Below are 22685 nucleotides of genomic sequence, written 5' to 3' on the forward strand. Positions count from 1 at the left end.
TTCGAGATTAGAACTCGTACTTGAAGGTTGCCTGGATGGCCCACTGCGATTCGCCCTTGGCCTGGCGCACGTCGAGGTCCTCGACGTTGTTGCGCACGCCGTAGACGTAGCGGCCCTGTGCATCCAGGCCGAGGTAGTCGACGAAGCTACGCGCTTGCGCGCCGGCGGACTGGAAGCCCACTTCCTCGATACGGCCCCATTTCTTGTTCAGCAGGTTGCCGAAGTTGAGGATGTCGAGTGCGAAGCTGGCCTTGTGCTTCTTCATGAAGCCCGGCAGTTCCTGGGTGATCTTCACGTCGAAGCTGTTGGTCCACGGCGAGAAGTCGCTGTTACGGGCAACCACGCCGCCCTTGGCATTGCGCAGCACTTCGTTGGCGTTCACGACCGCCCAGAAGCGCGACTCGTTGGCCTTGCTGGTCGCGGTGTCGCCGAAGAACACGACTTCGCCCGAACCTTCGGCCGACGGGATGTACATCAGGTCGTTGCCGGCCAGGCCGTCGCCGTTCAGGTCGTTGTTGATGGTCCAGCTGTACGGCTTGCCCTCGCGGCCTTCATAGAAGACGCCGAGACGGGTGCGGTAGTCGCCGAAGAAGCGCTTCTCCCACGACAGGCGGGCATTGATACGCTCTTTCACCAGGTACGACGAGTTGGCGGCGACTTCTTCGTTCGGGTTGAAGACCGAACGGCCCGACCAGCTCGAGTTCGAGGTCGACGAGGTCAGCGGCGAGACTTCGGTCGCGTTGGTGTGGGTGTAGGCCACCGACCAGCCGAAGCCCTTGCGGGTCGGGCTCGTCAGGGACAGGGTCACCAGCTGGGCGTCGCCCTTGCCGGTGCGCTGTGCCATCAGCACGCGGTCGTAGCTCTGGTTCGACAGGGCCTTGGCGGTGTTCTGGCAACCGGTTGCCGCACCTGCCGCGTTGTTGGTGAAGGTGTAGCAGTTCGCGCTCAGGCCGTTGGCGCTGTAGTACAGCTCGCGTCCGTCCTTGCCGATGCGGGTCGGTGCGCCCAGGTTCAGGTGCTGGTAGAAGATCGCATCCTTGTTCTCGGTGGCCAGCAGCTCGGCGCCGAACACCAGGCCGCCGACCGGCAGCTCATGCTCGAATGCCAGGTTGGCTTTCCAGATCGACGGCTGGCGCAGGCTCGGCGACAGGACGTCGACGTTGACTGCCGGGGTCGAGCCGGTGACGGTCTTCTGCGCGTTGACGTCCGGGGTGAACAGGCCGTCGGTGTTCGGGCAGCGGGTTGCGCCCGAGCCCGAGCAGGTGATGGTGCGGGTAGCGATGCCCGGGTTCGAGAACGGGTTCGACATCCACACGGTTGCGGCCGCGCCCTGGAACAGGCCGACACCGCCGCGCAGCTGGGTCGGACGTGCCGCGTCGAACTTGTAGTTGAAGCCGACGCGCGGCTGCCACAGCTTGTTGCCGTCGAAGGTACGGGTGTTGTCGATACCGAAGCCGCCGGTCTGGCGCACGAAACCGGTGGCGTTGCCGGCGATGACCGGGGCAGCCGCCGGGGTGTTGCGCAGCGGGGTGTTGTCGACACCGGTCACGTCGACGCGCACGCCGGCGCTGACGGTCAGGTTCTTGTTGACGGTCCAGTTATCCTGCAGGAACACGCCGGTGTTCTTCATAGTGAACTGGGCGATCGCGTTGCTCAGCGAACCGCCGGCAGCCGGCAGCTGCACGGTGTACGAGGTCGGACGGCCGCGCGAGAAGTTCTCGTAGATGGCAGCGTCGATCTGGGCCGCGCTCGCGGTGGCGCAGTTGACCGAACCGAAGGTGTAGGTGAAGTTGTTATCGCAGGCGAAGGTGTAGTTGCCGTACACGTTCTGCAGGAAGGCGTTGTACACCTTGTTCTGGGTGTAGTCGGCGCCGACCTTGAATTCGTGGTCGCCCCACAGGTAGTTCGCGCCGGCGTAGACGTCCAGGGTCTTGGTGCCCAGCACGTTGTTGTGACGGCTGCTTTCGGTACCGGTGTTCAGGAAACGGTTGCCGGTGCGGGTGCCGCTCGGGGCATCCGACGGCAGCGGGCCGCTGAACTGGAACGACATGGTCGGCAGCTTGGCGTTGTTGATCGGCTGCGAGTCATAGTCGCGCTGCGAGATCTTGAATTCGGTCGACAGGTTCTGGGTCCAGTCCGAGAACACCTGGCCGACCAGGGTCTCGATGGTCTTGTCCTGGTTGTAGAACTGCGAGCTCAGTGCCACGCCGCTTTGCGAGAAGCCCGGGAAGATCGGCTCGTTCTGCGAGGTCTTCGAGTAACGCAGGTTGGCGCGGTGGTCGTCGTTGATGTTCCAGTCGAGCTTGATCATGCGCTCTTCCGACTTCATCTTGGTGCCGGCCGGGACCTCGGTGCTGCCGATGTCGAAGCCGTAGCGCGACTGGGCGATGTCCTTGATGCGGTTGATCTGGTTCGGGCTGATGCCGACGGTGGTGCCGGTGCCCGAGCCGATGGCGCCGAATTCCGGACCGCTGCGGCTGCTTTCGTAGTTTTCGGCCAGGGCGAAGAAGAACAGCTTGTCCTGGACCAGCGGGCCGCTGACCCACAGGCCCTTGGTGTTGTCCTTGAAGTCCGGCGCGTCGGTGTAGCTGTCGGTGGTGCGGTTGTAGCGCTTGCCGACCAGGCGGTCGTCGCGGGTCACGTAGTAGGCGCCGCCGTGGTACACGTTGGTACCCGACTTGGTGACGGCGTTGACGTTGGCGCCGGTGTAGCCGCGCTGGGTCACGTCGTAGTTGGCGACGTTCACCTGCACCGAGGCGATCGCTTCCATCGAGATCGGCTGGCGGGCGGTCGGGCTGCCGTTGGCTTCCAGGCCGAAGGTGTCGTTCACGGCCACGCCGTCGATGGTCATCGAGTTGTAGCGCGAGTTCTGGCCGGCCACGGACATTTCGCCGCGGTCCTTGTCGGTCTGCGACACGCGCGGATCGAGACGCGCGAAGTCTTGCAGGTTGCGGTTGATCGATGCCTGGGTTTCCAGGTCGGCGCGGCTGATGCTGGTGACGGCGCCCATCGACTGATTCGAGAAGATCTCCGAGCGTGCAGCCGAACCGGTCACGGTGACGGTCTGCATCTGCTGGCCCAGGGTCGCGTCCACGGCGGCGGTTTCGGCCAGCTCGATGAACACGTTCTCGCGGCGCTCGGTGACGCCGTCCTTGGTGATGATGATCGTGTAAGGACCGCCTACGCGCAGGCCGCGTGCAACGTAACGGCCTTCCGCGTCGGTGGTGACATTGCTGACAGAACCGGACTCGGCGTGAACAATCTGCACCTGGGCGCCGACTGCGGGCTTGCCGTCAGCGGCCGAGATACGGCCGCCGATGGCCGAGGTGGTGTTCTGTGCGAAAGCCGGCGTAGCAGCCAACGCAACCGACAAAGCCAGCGCCAGTTTGGTGAGCCGGATCTGTTGTTGAGTGATCATTGATAACCCCAAAAAGAACTAATAGTTATAACGGGCAGCCGACGGTTGCCCTCTCTTACAAGTACTGCAATCCTTGGTTTGCTGCATGGTGTGCCGGCGGACCGGCCGGCAAGCGGCGGCAAGTGTAACGTGCAAGTATTTCAACGAAATGACGCGGCGCCGAGCGCTACAACGGGAATGCCTTTTGGAAATCAAACGTCAATATGCATGACTGTTGACAGACCGGCAAATTCGTTTTGGCTTAGCGATTCATACGTTTGTCGTATAAATACAGCTCAACACGTTGTTGATGCGCTACAAACTCGGGGAAACCCCAGCAAATTTACAAGGCGGGATTATAAGGGCGGCATTCCTAGGCGAAATTTTTTTAATAAGAATTTCGCCAAACCGAAGTTGGAAGAGGATTTTTTGTAGCAGGAAGGCCACAAAAGATGAACTATTGCTAATTTAGAATCAAAAAGTTACAGCAAGAAAATGACTGCAAGGCGCTCCACAGCGGCCTGCGGAGCGCCCTGCCGGCAATCACTTCGCCTTGGCCTGTTTTTTTGCCAGCGCGGCAATGTTGGCTTCGAAGGCGGCGAAACGCTCGTCCAGCTGGCGGGTCAGGCGTTGTTTTTCTGCTACCGGCAGGAAGGCGTAGCGGATGCTGTTGTACGAGGTCCGCTTCATCTCCGCGTAGTCCGGCTTGTAGCGGCTGGCGAACAGGACGTACTCGTTCGACAGCGTGTGGCGGGTCACGCCGGCGTCGTCGGTCGAGATCACGTAAGGCACGCCATACTTGCGGTACAGGGTGACCGGGTGGTTGGCGCCTTCGATGCCGCTGATGAAGGCGTTCGAGGTCAGGTTGATCTCGACCGGGATGTCGTCCTTGCGCATCTTCGCCATGATGGCCGGCGCATTGGTTTCGTGGGCCAGGTCGATGCCGTGGCCGATGCGGTTGGCGCCCGCCACCACCAGGGCCTGGTCGATGTGGAACTTCAGGCCTTCCGGCGGCACGTCGCCCAGCGCCAGCTCGCCGGCGTGCATGGCCACCTTCACCGACGGGTAGCGCGACTTCAGGAAGCGGAACATCTTCATGTGCAGCGCGTAGTCGCGCATCGAGACCATGGTGCTTTCCTGGCCGACGATATTCACGCCCACGATCTTGTCGCTCATGGCCGCGGCCTTGAAGCCCGAGACCATCGACGAAAACACCTGCGACGGATTCAGCAGGCGCAGCACATAGGTCTGGTAGCGCATGGTGAAGCGCTCGTCGTCGATGCCTTCGGCCGATTCGTGGATGCGGTTGACGAAGTCTTCGATCGATTTCTTGAAGCCGGCATCCTGCTCCAGCACCGCCAGCCAGGCGCCCATCTGGGCGTCGAAGGCCTTGTCGTCGCCGCCGATCGTCCAGGCCTGGGCGTCGAATTCCTTGTTCACGACGAAGGGCGACATCTTGAACATGGTCTCGATGTAGCTGACGTTTTCCAGGATGGCGCGCTGTTTCAGTTCCTGCAGGCCTTCGCGGAAGTTCGCGTTCGACACCGGGCCGAAGTAGCCGAAGGTCTGGAAGAAGGTGCGGTCCGGCGGCGGCTGGGTCGCGCCGTGGTTGTAGAAGTCCTTGGTCGACCAGCGCTGCAGCAGCTCGCGGTAGGTGTGGTCGTCGGCATAGACTTCGGCGGTCGACAGGCAGTTGCGCTGCTCCGCCGGCTTGGCGCGCTCGGCCTCCACGACCTCTTTCTTCGTTTCGATCCGGTAGGTCTGCTTGTTGACGCAATAGCCCTGCTTGTCCAGGAAGTCGACGTAGGTCTCGGCATAGACCGAGCCCGAATAATGGTGGTGCAGGTCGCCGCCCTTCGGCATCTGGGTGAAGAACAGGGTCAGCTCGGACAGCTTCGGCTCGCCCGCGATCAGGCTGGCGTAATGACGCGCGGTGGCGGCTTCGTTGACGCTCGAAGCGGGTCCCTTGGCCAGGGCCTGCGGGGCGGCGGCGACGGCCAGCGCCAGGGCCAGGGTCGGCAGGACGCTGCCGGTCAGTTTGTTGTACATGGGTCGAACTTTCTGGTGCGGTTATGTCAGGCTCGCGCCTGCACTGGACCGCGCAACTCTATACGGTTGAGTTAGCGTTGGCAATATCGCCATGCAGGGTGGCCGGCTTCGCCGACCGCGCGTTCAAATACGGCAATGCTGCCTGTGGGCTTGTTCATGTTCTGGCTGAACGCGTGGGCGGGAGACCCGCCCACGCTGCGACGTCAAGCCCGAACGTGGACTTGCTTGCCCGCCGAGTAGGTCGCCTTGATCGCCCGGTCGTCGCCCAGCAGCGCCAGCGCGAACAGCAGCTCTTCCAGCGATTCCAGCTGCGCCGTGCGGCGCGCCAGCAGCGGCGTGGACTTCGGGTCGAGCACGACGAAGTCGGCTTCCGCGCCCGGCGCGAAGCTGCCGATCGTCCCTTCCAGGCCCATGGCGCGGGCCGCGCCCAGGGTGGCGAGGTAGAACATGCGCTCGGCCTTCAGGTAGCTGCCCTTCAGGCGCGCCACCTTGTAGGCTTCGTTCATGGTCTGCAGCATCGAGAACGAGGTGCCGGCGCCGACGTCGGTGCCGAGCGAGAGCAGCGTGCGCGAAGCGTCGGCTCTATCGAAGTCGAACAGGCCGCTGCCCAGGAACAGGTTGGAGGTCGGGCACACCGCCGCCGCGCTGCCCGTGGCGGCCATGCGCGCGAAGTCCTCGTCGTCCAGCCAGATGCAGTGGCCGAACAGCGCGCGCGGGCGCATCAGGCCGAAGCGCTCGTACACGTCCAGGTAGCTGCGCGCCTGCGGATGCAGCTCGCCGACCCATTTGCACTCGTCCCGGTTTTCCGATACGTGGGTCTGGATGAAGGTGTCCGGGTAGGCCTTGGCCAGTTCGCCGGTGGCGCGCAACTGGGCGTCGGTCGAGGTCGGGGCGAAGCGCGGGGTGATCGCATACAGCTGGCGGCCGCGCTTGTGCCACTTCTCGATCAGGTCCGCGCTGCTGCCGACGCTGCCCTCGAGGTCGCGCAGGAAGTCGGGGCAGTGCCGGTCCATCAGCACCTTGCCGGCCACCATGCGCAAGTTGCGCGCTTCGCTGGCCTCGAAGAAGGCCTCGACCGATTGCGGATGCACGGTGCAGTACACCACCGCGGTGGTGGTGCCGCAGCGCAGCAGTTCGTCGAGGAAGAACTCGGCGGTGGCGCGCGCGTGCGCCGGGTCGTCGAAGCGGCGCTCGGTCGGGAAGGTATAGGTCTCCAGCCAGGGCAGCAGGCCCTCGCTGGGCGAGGCGATCATGTCGGTCTGCGGGAAATGCAGGTGGGTGTCGATGAAGCCCGGGGTGATGACATGGCCGCGGTAGTCGTGCGGGATGACGCCGGCCGGCAGCGTGTGCGCCAGCGCGGCATGATCGCCGGCGGCCCTGACGCGGCCATCCTGCACGACCAGCAGGCCGTCCTCGTGCCAGGCATGGGCATCGTGGCAGAACGCCGGGTCGGCGTGAAAGTGCAGCAAGCTCGCACGGTAGGCTTGCACGTTATCGGGTGCGGTGGACATTAAGTAGATTCCGTTGAAACTTCAGGCTGGCGGGCGGCCGCTTCCCATACCAGGAGCAGCTGGGCCGCCACGGAGGCCGCGATCACGGCCGGGGCCTTGCCCTCGATGCCGCGAATGCCGACCGGGCAGACCATCGCGCCGATGCGGGCGTCGTCGACGCCGCGTTCGCGCAGGCGGTGCTCGAACTGGCGGCGCTTGGTATCCGAGCCGATCAGGCCGAACCACTCGCCGCTTCGCAGCATGCCGGGGCGGGACAGTATCGCGTGCGACAGCTGCAGGTCAAGTGCATGACTGTGTGTCATGACCAGGAAGCTGCTGCCCTGTGGTGCGTTTTCAACAAGCGCCTCGGGCGTATCGGTCGCTTCCACCGTCACGTTGGCCGGCAGACCGGCCGGGAACAGCGCCTCGCGCTCGTCGACCCAGGTGACGCGGCAGGGCAAGTCGGCCAGCGCACGCACGATGGCGGCGCCGACGTGGCCGGCGCCGAACAGCATCAGGTGGGCGCGCGGGGCCAGGACGGCGTCGATCAGCCAGAGACGGCCATCGGCTTCCAGCAAATGGGTGCCAGTAGTACGGTCGAATGCAGGGACCTCACCGCCAGCGAGCTGGCGCCCATTGCCGTCGAACATACCTGTAGGGTGGGCGGGTCTCCCGCCCACGCGTTCAGCCAGCTCAAGCTCAGCCGAGTCATTATCTTTAGTTGAACGCGTGGGCGGGGAACCCGCCCACCCTACGAACACCACGCGCCAGGTATCTTCGTTACGACGCTTGTCCAGCAGCGCCAGCTGCTCCGCATCGGCAAACTCGAACGCCAGCCAGGCGATCCCGCCGCAACACTGCCCCAGCTTCGGCCCCAAGGGAAAACGCTCGATATGCGCCTCCCCGCCCTGCGCCAGCATGGTGCGCGCGATGTCCAGCGCGCGGTGCTCCAGATGGCCGCCGCCGATGGTGCCGCGAAAGCCGGTCGCATCGACCAGCATGCGGGCGCCCGGTTCGCGCGGGACCGAGCCCTCGACGCGGGCGACCGTCACCAGCACTGCCGGCGCCTGCAGCGCGGCTGGCAACCACTCGTCCATCAGGCGCCCACCGCCGGCGCGGCCGCTTCGACGGCCGCCACCGCCCGGAGGATCTCTTCGCAGGTGGCCGGGGCGTTCAGAGGCGGATTGACGCGGTGGCCGCCGACGCTGGAGACCGCGTCGCGGATGGCGAAGAACACCGAGAACGGCAGCAGCAGCGGCGGCTCGCCCACGGCCTTGGAGCGGTGGATGCTGTCTTCGGCATTGCGGTTCTTGAACAGGCGCACGCGGAAGTCTTCCGGGCAGTCCGAGACGCCCGGAATCTTGTAGGTGGACGGTGCATGCGTCATCAGCTTGCCGGCCTGGTTCCACCACAGTTCTTCGGTGGTGAGCCAGCCCATGCCCTGGATGAAGGCGCCTTCGACCTGGCCGATGTCGATCGCCGGATTCAGCGAGTTGCCGGCGTCGTAGAGCGCGTCGGCGCGCAGCAGCTTCCATTCGCCGGTGAGGGTGTCGACCACCACTTCCGAGACCGCCGCGCCGTAGGCGTAGTAGGAGAACGGGTGGCCGTTCATGGTCTTCGGGTCCCAGTGCAGGCCGGGCGTGGCATAGAAGCCGTCGGACCACAGCTGCACCCGCCCCAGGTAGGCCTTGGCCACCACCTCGCCGAAGCGCAGCGCCTGGCCGGCCACGAACACGGTGTCGTCGGCAAAGCGTACTTCGGAAGCGTCGCCGCCGAACTGCGTCGCCACGAAGGCGGCCAGGCGGTCGCGGATCTTGCGGGCGGCATCCTGCGCGGCCTTGCCGTTCAGGTCCGCGCCGGTGGATGCCGCGGTGGCCGAGGTATTGGCGACCTTGCTGGTATTGGTGGCGGTGGCGCGCACGCGCGCCAGGTCCACGCCGAGTTCGTGCGCCACCACCTGCATCACCTTGGTGTTGATGCCCTGCCCCATCTCGGTGCCGCCGTGGTTCACCAGGATCGAGCCGTCCACGTAGACGTGCACCAGCGCGCCGGCCTGGTTCAGGTGGGTGACGTTGAAGGCGATGCCGAACTTCACCGGGGTGAGCGCCAGGCCTTTCTTGAGCACCGGGCTGCCGCGGTTGAATTCATTGATCGCCGCGCGCCGCGCGCGGTAGTCGCTGCTCTGCTCCAGCTCGGCCACCAGTTCGTGGATGACGTTGTCGACGATGGTCTGGCCATAGGGCGTGACGTTGCGATCAAGCTTGCCGTAGAAGTTCAGGCGGCGGATGTCGAGCGGATCGCGGCCCAGGTTGCGCGCGATCTCGTCGATCACGTATTCGATGGCGATCGCGCCCTGCGGCCCGCCGAAGCCGCGGAACGCGGTGTTCGACTGGGTGTTGGTCTTGCCGCAGGCGGCGCGGATCTCGACGTCGGACAAATAATAGGTATTGTCGAAGTGGCAGACGGCGCGCGTGGCCACCGGCCCGGACAAATCGGCCGAGAAGCCGGCGCGCGTGACCATGTCGACCCTGGCGGCGACGATGCGCCCTTCGCGGTCGTAGCCGACCTCGTACTCGTAATGGAAGCAGTGGCGCTTGCCGGTGACCAGCATGTCGTCGTCGCGGTCGGCGCGCAGCTTGACCGGGCGGCGCGTGCGTACGCTAGCAATCGCGGCGGCGGAGGCCCACAGGGCGGACTGCGATTCCTTGCCGCCGAAGCCGCCGCCCATGCGGCGGCACTCGACGGTGACGTGGTGCGAATGCAGGCCGAGCGCGTGCGCCACCACGTGCTGCATCTCGCTCGGGTGCTGGGTCGAGCAGTACACGTGCATGCCGCGGTCTTCGCCGGGAATCGCGTAGGCGATCTGGCCCTCGAGGTAGAACTGTTCCTGGCCGCCGACACTCAGTTCGCCCTTGACCCGGTAGGGCGCAGCGGCAAAGGCGCTTTCGGCGTCGCCGCGCGCCAACCGCATCGGCGGCAGCACGAAAGATTGCGCGGCGCGCGCCTGCTGGGGCGTGAGGATGGCCGGCAGGTCTTCGTAGCTCACGTTCGCCAGCTTGGCCGCGCGGCGCGCGTTGTCGTGGCTGTCGGCGACCACGATGAAGATCGGCTGGCCGACGTACTGGACCAGGCCGTCGGCCAGGATCGGGTCGTCGTGGATGATCGGGCCGCAGTCGTTCAGGCCGGGGATGTCGCGCGCGGTGAGCACCGCCACCACGCCGCGGCTGGCGCGCACGGGCTCGAGGTCGACCGCGAGGATGCGCGCATGGGCGCGGCCGGACAGGCCAAGCGCCGCGTGCAGCGTGCCGGCGGTTTCCGGAATGTCGTCGGTATAGGTGGCCTGGCCGAGCACGTGCAGCACGGCCGATTCATGCGGCCGCGCGCGGCCCACTTCGGCCCACTGCGCCTTGCGGTCGGCCTGCTCGAGGACGGGGGTGCCTGCGTCGTTCATGTCGTTCTCCTCTCAGGCGCCCACGGCGAAGGCGTTGACCGCAGCCGCCGGCAGCGGGTTCTCCGGGCGGGTCTCGAACCAGAAGCGGCGCAGCAAGTTCTGCGCGGCCCGCATGCGGTAGCCGCTCGACGCGCGCATGTCGCTCAGCGGCGCGTAATCCTCCGCCAACGCGGCCATCGCCGCCTGCAGCGCGGCTTCGTTCCAGGCCTTGCCGAGCAGCGCGGCCTCGGCGCCGGCGGCGCGCTTGGGCGTGGCGGCCATGCCGCCGAAGGCGATCCGGGCGCTGGCCACGGTCTCGCCGTCCAGGGTGATCGCAAAGGCCGCGCACACCGCCGAGATGTCCTGGTCGAAGCGCTTGGCCAGTTTATAGGTACGGAAGCGCAGCGCGGCGCGCTTCAGGGGAATGCGCAGGGCCTGCACGAATTCGCCCGGCTGCAGGTCCTTCTGCTGGTAGCCGAGATAGAAATCTTCCAGCGCCAGCACGCGTTCGCCGGCGGCGCCGCGCAGCACCACCTGGGCGCCCAGGGCGATCAGCCAGGGCATCGAGTCGCCGATCGGCGAGCCGTTGGCGACGTTGCCGCCCAAGGTGCCCGCATTGCGGATCGGGAGCGAGGCGAAGCGCTGCCACATCTCGCCCAGTTCGTCGGGATAGTGGCGGCAAACGGCCGCGTAGGCGTCGTTCAGCGTGACGCCGGCGCCGATGTCCAGCATACCCTCGCCTTCCGTGACGGTCTTGAGCGCGTCCACCTGGCCGATGTAGATGATGTCGTCCAGCGCGCGCATCTGCTTGGTGACCCACAGGCCGACGTCGGTCGAGCCGGCCAGCACCAGCGCGGAGGGGAATTCGCTGCGCAGCCGCACCAGTTCGTCGAGCGTGCGCGGGACATGGAAGCGGCCACCCTGCGCTTCGTAGGTAAAACCGTGGGTGCGCTGCAGAAGGCGCAGGCGCTCGGCCAGCGCGGCGCGGTCGAAGGCCGCCGGCGGCAGCTCGACCATGCGGCGGGCCGCATCGATGATCGGACGGTAGCCGGTGCAGCGGCACAGGTTGCCCGACAGCGCGTCGTCGATCTGGCAGCGCGAAGGCTGGCGGCCGGAAGGCCCGTGGCCTTCCTGTTTCAGGTACATGCCCCACAGCGACATCGCGAAACCCGGCGTGCAGAAGCCGCACTGCGAGCCGTGGCACTCGACCAGGGCCTGCTGCACCGGATGCAGCGTGCCGTCGGGCGCCTGCAGGTCTTCGACCGTGAACAGGGCCTTGCCGTCGAGCGTGGGCGTGAACTGGATGCAGGAATTGACCGCCTTGAGTGCGAGCTTGCCGTCTTCCAGCGAGCCGAGTACCACCGTGCAGGCGCCGCAGTCGCCTTCGGCGCAGCCTTCCTTGGTGCCGGTGCAGTGCAGGTCCTCGCGCAGGTGCTGCAGGATGGTCTGGGTGGGTGCGGCATCCCGCACTTCCTGGACGGCGCCGCGGTAATAGAATCGGATCGGGTCTGGCATGACTGGCTCACTCTCAAGCAAGGGCGGAAGGCTACCACCCGGCAGCATTCAACTTATAAGTTTTCTCATATATGGCTTATCTATTTATAAGCATATCTAATGATTCGCCCCGCCCTGTCATTGTAGGCAAGGATGCAGGGTTTTCCAGTGCTGCGCGATATCGATGCGGCGCGTGATCCAGACGGCGTCGTGCGCCTGCACATAATCGAGGAAGCGCGCCAGCGCCGCAGCGCGTCCCGGACGTCCGACCAGGCGGCAGTGCAGGCCGATCGACAGCATCTTGGGCCGGTCCAGGCCGGCGGGGTCGCCCTCGGCATACAGCACGTCGAAGGCATCTTTCAGGTAGTCGAAGAACTGGGTGCCCGAATTAAATCCCTGCATGGCGGCGAAGCGCATGTCGTTGGTGTCGAGCGTGTAGGGCACCACCAGGTGCGGCACCGTGCTGCCGTCCTTCAGCGCGACCTGCTGCCAGAACGGCAGGTCGTCGCCGTAATGGTCGGCATCGTAGGCGAAGCCGCCGTGCTCGACCACCAAGCGGCGGGTGTTGGGCGAATCGCGGCCGGTGTACCAGCCCAGCGGCGCCGCGCCGGTGAGTTCGCGCATGATCTGCACCGCCTCGGCCATGTGGGCGCGCTCGGTGGCCTCGTCGACGTTCTGGTACGAGATCCAGCGCAGCCCGTGGCAGGCGATCTCGTGGCCCAGTTCGCGGAACGCGGCCACCGCCTCGGGATTGCGCCGGAGCGCCATCGCCACGCCGAACACGGTCAGCGGCAGGCCGCGCTCCTCGAACAGGCGCAGCACCCGCCACAGGCCGGCGCGCGACCCGTATTCGTACAGCGACTCCATGCTCATGTGACGCATCGGGAAGGCCTGGGCGCCGATGATCTCGGACAGGAAGATTTCCGAGGCCGGATCGCCGTGCAGCACGCAGTTCTCGCCGCCCTCCTCGTAGTTGAGCACGAACTGCAGGGCCACGCGCGCCCGTCCGGGCCACTGCGGGTGGGGCGGGTTGCGGCCGTAGCCGAGCAGGTCGCGCGGATAATTCGAATAGGTGTCCATGGATTCGCGGATAGGCAGGTATATCGACGATCATATATTGCAGTAAGCACAACGGTATATGATTGCCCGCATACTTCCACTCATGCTTCCGATATGGGCAAACTTTCCACCCACGTGCTCGATACCGCCCATGGCCGCCCCGGCGCGGGCGTCAGGGTCGAGCTGTTCGGCATCGACGCACACGCGGGCCGCCGTACCCTGATCAAGACCGAGCTCACCAACGCGGACGGCCGCTGCGCCGCGCCGCTGCTGGAAGGCGAGCAGCTGCGGCCCGGCCAGTACGAACTGGTGTTCCATGCCGGCGACTACTTCGCCGCCCAGGGCGTGGACCTGCCCCCGCCCCAGCTGCGCTTCCTCGACCGCATCAGCATCGCCTTCGGCATCCAGGACGCCGCCCAGAATTACCATGTGCCGCTGGTCATGACGCCCTGGTCCTACTCGACCTACCGGGGCAGCTAGGCCTGCCTTCCGGACGCGCCGGGCGCGGGAATCTTGCTATGCTTGGGCTCACCGCAAGGAGAGCCCATGGCATTGCACATCGTTCATTTCATCGGACCGATCAACCACAATTCCGCCAGCGCCATCCGGAATAACTGCCTGCAGGCGCTGCAGAACGGCGCCACCGAGATCGAACTGCACCTGTCGAGCGAGGGCGGCAACATGACCGCCGGCTTCGCGCTGTATTTCTTCCTGAAATCGCTGCCGGTGCCGCTCACTACGCACAACATCGGCAGCGTCGAATCGGTGGCCGTGGTCATCTTCCTGGCCGGCCAGAAGCGCTACGCCTGCCCCGGCACGCGCTTCCTGATCCACCCGCTGCACTGGGGCTTCGGCAGCCTGGTCGCCGCCGACCACGCGCGCGTGTCCGAATGGCGCGACTGCCTCGATTTCGACGCCGAGCGCTACGCAAAAATCTTCCTGGACGCCACCACCGCCGCCGGCGTCGCCACCGACATCCGCAGCAACCTCACCGGCAATGCCCGCATCTTCGATGCCGAGGAAGCGGTCAGGGCCGGCATCGTCCACCGCGCCGTGCAGGCCCAGCTGCCGCCGGCCGGTGCGACCTGCCACTGGTGGAATTAAACCGGCCAAGCTGTTGCGTCGGGCGCCGTCAATACGCCCTCTTGTCAGCTGATACATACTCATTGTCGGCTCGACCACAGGCGTTGCTGGCTGGACCATGAAAGCCCGCCCGCGCGCCTGTCCACGTGGCGCGCACGCATCTCTCCGGGTCGGAATCCTTTACAAATTTAGTGCCTGTAGGCATCATCCAGAGAATCCTTTCCGGGTAAATCCCTTTTCCATCAGTCCTTTATGGCAGCAGTCCTTCCCAACACGATCACCGGTGCGCCCCTGTCGGGGCTGGCGCGGGCGCTCGTGCAGGCGAACCGGCTGAGCCCGGGACAGGCGGACGCGCTGCACAAGAAGGCGGCGGCCGACAAGACACCCTTCATCGATGCCCTGCTCGAGAGCGGCATCATCGACCCCGCCGCGCTGGCGAGTTTCTGCGCCGAGACCTTCGGCTACCCGCTGCTCGACCTGGCCAGCTTCGCGCTGGAGGCGATGCCGGCGGCCGCCATCGACGCCAAGCTGATGCAGGCGCAGCGCGTCATCGCGCTGGCCAAGCGCGGCAACAAGATGTCGGTGGCGCTGTCCGACCCCACCAATATCCAGGCCCTGGACCAGATCAAGTTCCAGAGCGAGGCTTCGGTGGAGCCGGTGATCGTGGCCCACGACGCCCTGCTCAAGCTGCTGGCCAGCCTGGCCAAGAGCGCCGAGGCCAGCCTGAACGAGCTGGCCGGCGAAGAAGGCGATATCGAATTCGCCGACGAAGAAGCACAGCCGGTGGCGCCGCCCGACGCCAGCGAGGTCGAGGACGCGCCGATCGTGCGCTTCCTGAACAAGATCCTGATGGACGCGCTACAGCTGGGCGCCTCGGACATCCACTTCGAGCCCTACGAGAAGTACTACCGCATCCGCATGCGCGTGGACGGCGTGCTGCGCGACCACGCCACGCCGCCGCTGTCGATCCGCGACAAGCTGGTCTCGCGCATCAAGGTGCTGGCCAAGCTCGACATCTCCGAAAAACGGGTGCCGCAGGACGGCCGCATGCGCCTGATCGTCGGCCCCACCCGCACCATCGACTTCCGCGTCTCGACGCTACCCACGCTGTTCGGCGAAAAGACCGTCATGCGTATCCTCGACGCCACCCAGGCGCAGATGGGCATCGACGCGCTCGGCTACGATCCCGAGCAGAAGGCGCTGCTGCTGGACGCGATCTCGCGTCCCTACGGCATGGTGCTGGTCACCGGCCCCACCGGCTCCGGCAAGACGGTGTCGCTGTACACCTGCCTGAACGTGCTGAACAAGCCGGGCATCAACATCTCGACCGCGGAAGACCCGGCCGAGATCAACCTGCCCGGCGTGAACCAGGTCAACGTCAACGACAAGGCCGGCCTCACCTTCCCGGTGGCGCTCAAATCCTTCCTGCGCCAGGATCCGGACATCATCATGGTCGGCGAGATCCGCGACCTGGAAACCGCCGACATCGCGATCAAGGCCGCCCAGACCGGCCACATGGTGTTCTCGACCCTGCACACCAACGACGCGCCCTCGACCCTGACGCGCCTGATGAACATGGGCGTGGCGCCCTTCAACATCGCGTCCTCGGTGATCCTGATCACGGCGCAGCGCCTGGCGCGCCGCCTGTGCAGCTGCAAGCAGCCGCTCGAGACCTCGCGCGAGGTGCTGCTGGCGGCCGGCTACCGCGAGGGCGACCTGGACGGCAACTGGAAACCCTACGGCCCGGTGGGCTGCGACCGCTGCCTCGGCTCCGGCTACAAGGGCCGGGTCGGCATCTACCAGCTGATGCCGATCACGCCCGCGATCGAGGCCCTGATCCTGGCGCACGGCAATGCGATGCAGATCGCCGAGCAGGCCGAGAAGGACGGCGTCAACTCGCTGCGCCGCTCGGGCCTGATGAAAGTGAAACAGGGCCTGACGAGTCTCGAAGAAGTGCTCGGCTGCACCAACGAATAAGGCGAACAGAGACCATTATGGCAACGTCCCTCCAAACCCGGAACCGCGCCGGCGCGCAGGTCAAGGAATCGGTCTATGCCTGGGAAGGCAAGGACAAGACCGGCAAGACCGTGCGCGGCGAACTGCGCGCCGGCGGCGAAGCGATCGTCAACGTCACGCTGCGCCGCCAGGGCATCCTGGTCACCAAGGTCAAGAAGAAGGCCTACCGCAGCGGACGCAAGATCACCGACAAGGACCTGACCCTGTTCACGCGCCAGCTGGCCACCATGATGAAGGCCGGCGTGCCGCTGCTGCAGGCCTTCGACATCGTCGGCAAGGGCCACGGCAATCCCTCGATGGCCAAGCTGATCATGGACCTGCGCAACGACATCGAGACCGGCACCAGCCTGAACAACGCCTTCCGCAAGTACCCGCTCTATTTCGACCCGCTGTTCTGCAACCTGGTGGGCGCCGGCGAACAGGCCGGCATCCTGGAAGACCTGCTCACCCGCCTGGCGATCTACAAGGAGAAGACGCTGGCCATCAAGGGCAAGATCAAGTCGGCCCTGATGTACCCGATCTCGATCATCGCGGTCGCCTTCGTGGTCACCGCCGTCATCATGATCTGGGTGGTGCCCGCCTTCAAGGAAGTGTTCAAGACCTTCGGCGCCGACCTGCCCGCCCCGACCCTGATCGTGATGGCGATCTCGGAATTCTTCGTGGCCTGGTGGTACGTGATCTTCGGCGGCCTGTTCGCCGGCCTGTACTTCTTCTTCCAGTCCTGGAAGCGCTCGCGCAAGGTGCAGCAGGCGATGGACCGCATCCTGCTGCGCCTGCCGATCTTCGGCGCCGTGATCCGCAAGGCCACCATCGCGCGCTGGACCCGCACCCTGTCGACCATGTTCGCGGCCGGCGTGCCGCTGGTCGAAGCGCTCGACTCGGTCGGCGGTGCATCCGGCAACGACGTCTACCTGGAAGCGACCCGCAAGATCCAGCTTGAAGTCAGCACCGGCACCAGCCTGACGACCTCGATGCAGAACGTGAACGTGTTCCCCAACATGGTCATCCAGATGGTCCAGATCGGCGAAGAATCCGGCTCGCTCGACGCCATGCTGGGCAAGGTGGCCGACTTCTTCGAAGAGGAAGTCGACGAGGCCGTGGCAGCGCTGTCCTCGCTGATGGAGCCCTTGATCATGGTGATCCTGGGCGTGCTGATCGGCGGGCTGGTGATTGCGATGTACATGCCGATCTTCAAGCTGGGATCGGTGGTGTAAGGCTGGCTGGCCGCCGCCGCGGGGCGCACGCTATCGCCGCGCCCCCTCCTCGCGCGGCAGCAAGGCCGCCAGCACGCCCAGCAGCGGCAGGAAGGACACCAGGCGGTACACCGCCTCGATGCCCGCCGCGTCCGCGACCTGGCCCATGGCGGCGGCGCCGAGGCCGCTGACGCCGAACATCAGGCCGAAGAAGATCCCCGCCACCATGCCGACCTTGCCTGGCATGAGTTCCTGCGCGTACACGACGATCGCCGGGAAGGCCGAGGACATGACCAGGCCGATGAACACCGTCAGCACGCCGGTCCAGGCCAGGCTGGCGTAGGGCAGCGCCAGCGTGAAGGGGGCGGCGCCCAGGATCGAGAACCAGATCACGCGCTTGCGGCCGATGCGGTCGCCGATCGGGCCGCCCGCGAAGGTGCCGGCGGCCACCGCGGCCAGGAACAGGAACAGGTACATCTGCGCCGTGCCCACCTGGACCTGGAACTTCTCGATCAGGTAGAAGGTGTAATAGCTCTGCAGGCTGACCATGTAGAGGTACTTCGAGAACACCAGCAGGGCCAGCACCGCCAGCGCCGCCGCCACCCGCCGGCGCGGCAAGGCCGGGGCCGCAGGGGCCGCGGCGCGGTGGGCGGCGCGTTCCAGCAGCCTGCCGTACCAGCGACTCACCCCGGTCAGCATGACCACCGCCAGCGCCAGCAGGGGCAGGCACCAGGCGATGCCGCCCTGGCCGCGGCCGACCACGACCACGGCCGCCAGCAGCGGCCCGAAGGCCGTACCGAGGTTGCCGCCAACTTGGAACAGCGACTGGGCGAAGCCGAAGCGCCCGCCCGAGGCCAGGCGCGTCACGCGCGTGGCTTCCGGATGGAAGGTCGAGGAGCCGATGCCGATCATGGCGGAGGCCAGCAACAGCATGGCGAAGCTGCCGGCCACCGCCAGCAAGCCGATCCCGAGCAGGGACACGCACATCCCGGCCGGCAGCAGGAAGGGAATCGGCCGCCGGTCGGTGAGCAGGCCGATCCCCGGCTGCAGCAGCGAGGCGGTGCACTGGAAACTCAGCGTGATCAGGCCGACCTGGGTGAAGCTGAGCGCGAATTCCTGCTTGAGCAGCGGGTAGATCGCGGGCAGCACGGCCTGCACGCAGTCGTTGATCAGGTGGACGAAGGCGACCGACAGCAGCACCTGCAGCGCGGTGCCCGGCAGCGCCGCTGCGGCGTGGATCGAATCGGATGGGGTCGTCATGTCGGTCTCCTCCTGGAAGCGGTATGTAAGGGGGCTCAGTCGTCGATCGCGGCCGGGTCGGGCGGCGCGATCAGTTCCGTCACCGGCGCATCCGGCGCGACGTTGGCGCGCTGCAGCGCCTGCGCGGCGATGGCGGTGAAGACCGGGGCCGCCACTTGTCCGCCGTAGTGGTAGCGGCCGCCCGGCTCGTCGATCATCACGGCCACCACGAAGCGCGGCGCGGACATCGGCACCAGGCCGGCAAACGAGGCGACGTACTTGCGCGGGAAGGCATAGCGGCCGTTCTCGGCCTTGTAGGCGGTGCCGGTCTTGGCGCCGACCCGGTAGCCGGCGATGCGGCCCTGCCTGGCCGTCCCCTGCTCCACCACGTCCTCGAGCATGCGGCGCATCGCCGCCGCCGTCGCCGCGGACAGCACCCGCACGCCCGGCGCCGGCGCATCGCTGCGCGCCAGCGTCAGCGGAATCACGCTGCCGTCGCCGGCGAACACCGTGTAGGCGCGCGCCAGCTGCACCAGCGACACCGCAATCCCGTTCCCGTAGCTCATGGTGGCCTGCTCGACCGGGCGCCAGGCGCGGTAGGGCCGCACGCGTCCGGCGCTGGCGCCGGGGAAGCCCAGCTGCGGCGGCTGGCCGAAGCCCAGGCTGGTGAACATCTCCCACATGTCGCGCGGGGCCAGGTCCAGCGCCAGCTTCGCCGTGCCGATGTTGGACGAGTAGCGCAGCACCTCGGCGACACTGATCAGGCCGTGCGCGCTGGTATCGGTGATCGGCGCGCCCTGGATCACGAAGCGTCCCGCGCCGGTATCGACGGGAGTGTCGGGCCCGACCTTGCCGCGCTCGATCGCCAGGGCCACCGTGAACGGCTTCAGGACCGATCCCAGCTCGTAGCTGTCGGTGAGCGCGCGGTTGCGCACCGCGCCGCCGGCGCGCGCGCCAGGATGGGCGGGGTCGTAGGCCGGGTAGTTCGCCAGCGCCAGGATCTCGCCGGTGCGCACGTCGAGCGCGATGGCGCTGCCGGCCTTGGCATGGAAGGTCTGCACGGCGTCCTTAAGCGCCTTGTAGGCGGCGTACTGCAGCTTGCCGTCGATCGACAGCACCGAATCCCGGCCCGGCCGCGGCCAGGACAGCGCGCCCTGGTCCTCGACGATGTTCCCCAGGCGGTCGCGGATGATGCGGCGCCGGCCGTGCCGCCCCTCCAGGCGCTGCTGGTCGGCCAGTTCGATGCCCTCCAGCCCCTTGCCATCGCGGCCCATGAAGCCGACCACGTGGGCGGCGGTGGCCCCTTGCGGATAGACCCGGCGGGAGCCCGCGGTCACGCCCAGGCCAGGAATGCGCAGCGCGGCCAGCCGGGGGCCGGTGGCGGGCGCGACCCCGGCCTTGAGCTCGACGAAGTTCCCGGCCGCGGCGAGCTTCGCGGCGAGCGCCGCGTCCTCCATCTCCAGCAGCCGGGCCAGTTCGCGCAGCGACTGCGCCGGCGCCGTGCGCAGGTCCTTCGGGATGGCCCAGACCGAGAGCGCGGGCACCGAGGTGGCCAGCATCTCGCCGTGGCGGTCGAGGATGCGCCCGCGCACGCCCGGCAGCTCCAGGGTGCGCGCATAGCGGTAGGCGCCCTGGCGCTGCAGGAACTCGCCGGTGTACAGCTGCAGCCAGGCGGCGCGTCCGGCCAGCACGGCGAAGGCGCTCAACAGCAGCAGCTGCAGCAGGCGCGAACGCCAGCGCGGCAGGCGTTCGGCCAGCAGCGGATTGGCGGCGAAGGGCTTGCCCTTGCGCGTGACGACGCGCGGCCTGCGCCGGCTGATGATGATTCCGATACCCACGACAACCCCTTGCTCCTCGACGCGGCGCACTGTACCGTAGCGGCATGAAGAACTTTGGCGTCGATCGGCCATGAAACATCGGCAAACGGACATGGCGGCAGCCGTGATGCGCGAACTGGATGCGCTGCGCAGCCTGCCGCGCCCGGTGTACGGGCAGGTGCTGGGACTCCCGAACCACGCGATCGGCCAGCGCCACCGCCACCCATGGGCACAGCTGTCGTATGCGGCGCGCGGGGTCGTCGAGGTGGTGGTCGAGAGCGGGCGCTACGTCGCCCCGCCGCTGCACGCGGTCTGGGTGCCGGCCGGCGTGCCGCATGCGGTGCGCAGCGCCGAAGGCACCGAGATCCGCAGCCTGTACATCGCGCCGGCCGCGCTCGCGGATGCGGGCGGCGCCTGCCGGGTGCTGACGGTCGCGCCGCTGCTGCGTGAACTGATCCGGACCTTCGGCGAATTCCCGGTCGAGTACGACGAACAGGGCGAGCAGGGGCGGCTGGTCGCCGTGCTGCTGGACCAGCTGGCGTCGGCGCCGAAGGCCGACCTGATGGTGCCCTGGCCGCGCGATGCGCGCCTGCGCAGGCTGTGCCGCGAGCTGCAGGCCCATCCCGAACGCGGCACCACGCTGCAGGAATATGCTGCGCGCCTGGGGGTGTCCGACAAGACCCTGAGCCGCCTGTTCCTGCAGCAGACCGGGCTGAGCTTCCGCGCCTGGCGCCAGCGCCTGCGCGTGCTCGCCGCCCTGCCCCTGCTGGAACGCGGCGACCGGGTCACGGACGTGGCGATCGCCTGCGGCTACGACAGCATGTCGGCTTTTGTCGCCGCCTTCCGCGGGTTTGCCGGCCTGACGCCGGGAGAATTCTTCAAGGCCCGCGCGCGCTAGCGGCAGCGGTGGCCGCCGGCCTGGGCGCGCGTTTTTCCGCTACGCCCGCGCGGCGCCGCGCGCGAACACCGCCCCCGCCCCCTCCAGGATGCGGCGCACCGCCGGATGCCGCTCGCGCCGCTCGACCGACACCGCATAGAAGTGTTCGACGATGCTGTCGATGGTGCCGACCGCCTCCAGGCCGTTCTCGTCGCGCACGATGTCGGACAGTACCGTGGGCGCGACCATGAAGCCGGTGCCGGCGCAGGCGAAGGATTTCAGCAGCGCGCCGTCGTCGAATTCGCCCACCGTGATCGGGCGCAGCTCGTGGGTCTCGAACCAGCTTTTCAGCTGGCTGTGGATGGCGGCGTCCTGGCCCGGCAGCAGGAAGGGCGCGCGCTTCAGGCGCTGCGGGAAGTCGCCCGGCCAGTCCGCGCACAGGGCCGGATGGCCGAACACGGTGAGCGTGCTAGTTCCCAGCAACTGGGTATAGCCGCGCACCGCGCCGCCGGTCGGCAAGCCCTGGTCGCAAATCACGAGGTCGAGCTTGTGCGCGGTGAGCTCGAGCACCAGATCCTCGAAGCGGCCCTCGCGGCAGATCAAGCGCATCGCCAGGCCGGCTTCGCGCGCCGGCTGCAGCAGGCGGAAGGCCAGGGTCTTGGCGATCACGTCGACGATGCCCACCCGCAGCGTCTCTTCGCCGGTGAAGGCGCCGCGCCGCACGGCCTGCTCCAGCTCGTTGCCGAGGTCGAAGATCTGCTCGGCGTAGCGCAGCACGGTCTTGCCGGCCTCGGTGAGCTCCAGCATCCTGCCCTTCTTCTGGAACAGCGCTTCGCCCAGCTGCTCTTCGAGCACCTGCAGCTGCATGCTGATCGCCTGCGCCGTCACGTGTAGCTGCTCGGCCGCGCGCGCCACCGTGCCGAGGGTCGCGACCGCATGAAAGTAATGCAGGTGCTTGTAGTTGATCATGGCAGGCCCATCCAATACATCAGAAAAGTTTACGCTTTACGAAAGATTAATCGATTTTACTTTGGATTTACGCGCCCCTATAGTGAATCACATTCATTTTTTCACGAGGTCGCCATGCACACGTATCCCACCAATAGCCCTGAAGCCGTCAGCCGCATCCTGGCCCTGTCCATGATCGTCGACGGCCATCTCAGCCCGTCCGAAGTGAAGGCCATGCACCGGGCCGAGTTCCTCCAGCAGGCCAAGGTGGACGACGATACCTTCGATCGCACCCTGCGCGAGTTGTGCGAGGACCTGCTCGACGGCGCGGCCAACCGTCGCGCCGGCATGGTCGAGATCGACCCGGCGCTGCTGGACGCCCTGCTGCTCGACATCCGCGATCCGCTGCTGCAGATCTGCCTGTGGAAGACCATGGTCGACATCGTCCAGGCCGACGGCCACCTCGACAGCCGCGAGATGACCCTGGTGCGGCGCGCGGCGCGCAGCTGGTTCGGCCAGGACCGCGCCGACGACTCCTTCGCCACGGCCGCGCTGACCTCCTGAGCCCGCCGGCCGCCGCCGCCCTTTGAATA

The 22685-nt window shown here is 66.8% G+C and carries 16 protein-coding genes; 6 read left to right on the forward strand and 10 right to left on the reverse strand.

Going from position 1 to position 22685, the window contains the following annotated elements; translation table 11 throughout:
* Positions 1-7 precede the first annotated feature (7 nt).
* The 7 genes from AB3347_RS11950 to puuE all read right to left on the reverse strand — a co-directional run bounded on the left by AB3347_RS11950 (position 8) and on the right by puuE (position 12940).
* Entirely contained in the window at positions 8-3418 is a 3411-nt protein-coding gene (locus AB3347_RS11950; RefSeq protein WP_369092026.1) for a TonB-dependent receptor, read from the reverse strand.
* Positions 3419-3940: 522 nt separating this feature from the next.
* Entirely contained in the window at positions 3941-5446 is a 1506-nt protein-coding gene (locus AB3347_RS11955) for an adenosine deaminase (protein WP_369092027.1), read from the reverse strand.
* Between the two features lie 203 nt (positions 5447-5649).
* Complete coding sequence (guaD, locus tag AB3347_RS11960) at positions 5650-6957, reverse strand: guanine deaminase (protein WP_369092028.1); 1308 nt, start codon at positions 6955-6957, stop codon at positions 5650-5652.
* On the reverse strand, positions 6957-8033 hold the full coding sequence (gene xdhC / locus AB3347_RS11965; protein WP_369092029.1) for a xanthine dehydrogenase accessory protein XdhC: 1077 nt from the start codon (positions 8031-8033) through the stop codon (positions 6957-6959). Before xdhC ends, guaD begins: the two co-directional genes overlap by 1 nt.
* Entirely contained in the window at positions 8033-10387 is a 2355-nt protein-coding gene (xdhB, locus tag AB3347_RS11970; RefSeq protein ID WP_369092030.1) for a xanthine dehydrogenase molybdopterin binding subunit, read from the reverse strand. The genes xdhC and xdhB overlap by 1 nt, the downstream gene beginning before the upstream one ends.
* A 12-nt stretch (positions 10388-10399) precedes the next feature.
* On the reverse strand, positions 10400-11881 hold the full coding sequence (xdhA, locus tag AB3347_RS11975) for a xanthine dehydrogenase small subunit (protein ID WP_369092031.1): 1482 nt from the start codon (positions 11879-11881) through the stop codon (positions 10400-10402).
* Positions 11882-11998: 117 nt separating this feature from the next.
* Positions 11999-12940 carry an allantoinase PuuE gene (gene puuE / locus AB3347_RS11980; RefSeq protein WP_369092032.1) on the reverse strand — a complete coding sequence of 314 codons (942 nt, stop codon included), beginning with the start codon at positions 12938-12940 and terminating at the stop codon, positions 11999-12001.
* 93 nt (positions 12941-13033) lie between these two features.
* On the opposite strand from puuE, the gene uraH reads away from it, so the two are divergent.
* The 4 genes from uraH (at position 13034) to AB3347_RS12000 (ending at position 17232) form a co-directional block, all read left to right on the forward strand.
* Entirely contained in the window at positions 13034-13399 is a 366-nt protein-coding gene (gene uraH, locus AB3347_RS11985; RefSeq protein ID WP_369092033.1) for a hydroxyisourate hydrolase, read from the forward strand.
* A gap of 66 nt (positions 13400-13465) precedes the next feature.
* Complete coding sequence (locus AB3347_RS11990; RefSeq protein WP_369092034.1) at positions 13466-14023, forward strand: ClpP family protease; 558 nt, start codon at positions 13466-13468, stop codon at positions 14021-14023.
* Positions 14024-14254: 231 nt separating this feature from the next.
* Complete coding sequence (gene pilB, locus AB3347_RS11995; protein ID WP_369092035.1) at positions 14255-15979, forward strand: type IV-A pilus assembly ATPase PilB; 1725 nt, start codon at positions 14255-14257, stop codon at positions 15977-15979.
* 17 nt (positions 15980-15996) lie between these two features.
* Entirely contained in the window at positions 15997-17232 is a 1236-nt protein-coding gene (locus AB3347_RS12000; protein WP_369092036.1) for a type II secretion system F family protein, read from the forward strand.
* Positions 17233-17262: 30 nt separating this feature from the next.
* Here AB3347_RS12000 and AB3347_RS12005 read toward each other — a convergent pair whose 3' ends face one another.
* Positions 17263-18471 carry an MFS transporter gene (locus AB3347_RS12005; protein ID WP_369092037.1) on the reverse strand — a complete coding sequence of 403 codons (1209 nt, stop codon included), beginning with the start codon at positions 18469-18471 and terminating at the stop codon, positions 17263-17265.
* Positions 18472-18506: 35 nt separating this feature from the next.
* Positions 18507-20288: a peptidoglycan D,D-transpeptidase FtsI family protein gene (locus tag AB3347_RS12010; RefSeq protein ID WP_369092038.1), complete on the reverse strand. Its 1782-nt coding sequence runs from the start codon at positions 20286-20288 to the stop codon at positions 18507-18509.
* 70 nt (positions 20289-20358) lie between these two features.
* Here AB3347_RS12010 and AB3347_RS12015 point away from each other — a divergent pair, with 70 nt between their 5' ends.
* Positions 20359-21165: a helix-turn-helix domain-containing protein gene (locus AB3347_RS12015; protein ID WP_369092039.1), complete on the forward strand. Its 807-nt coding sequence runs from the start codon at positions 20359-20361 to the stop codon at positions 21163-21165.
* A gap of 39 nt (positions 21166-21204) precedes the next feature.
* Here AB3347_RS12015 and AB3347_RS12020 read toward each other — a convergent pair whose 3' ends face one another.
* Positions 21205-22113 carry a LysR family transcriptional regulator gene (locus tag AB3347_RS12020; RefSeq protein ID WP_369092040.1) on the reverse strand — a complete coding sequence of 303 codons (909 nt, stop codon included), beginning with the start codon at positions 22111-22113 and terminating at the stop codon, positions 21205-21207.
* 114 nt (positions 22114-22227) lie between these two features.
* Between AB3347_RS12020 and AB3347_RS12025 the strand changes: the two genes are divergently transcribed.
* Positions 22228-22656: a TerB family tellurite resistance protein gene (locus tag AB3347_RS12025; protein ID WP_369092041.1), complete on the forward strand. Its 429-nt coding sequence runs from the start codon at positions 22228-22230 to the stop codon at positions 22654-22656.
* The last annotated feature ends 29 nt before the right edge of the window (positions 22657-22685 follow it).

The organism is Massilia sp. X63 (genome assembly GCF_041023745.1).
In the GTDB taxonomy this organism is placed as follows: domain Bacteria; phylum Pseudomonadota; class Gammaproteobacteria; order Burkholderiales; family Burkholderiaceae_D; genus Telluria.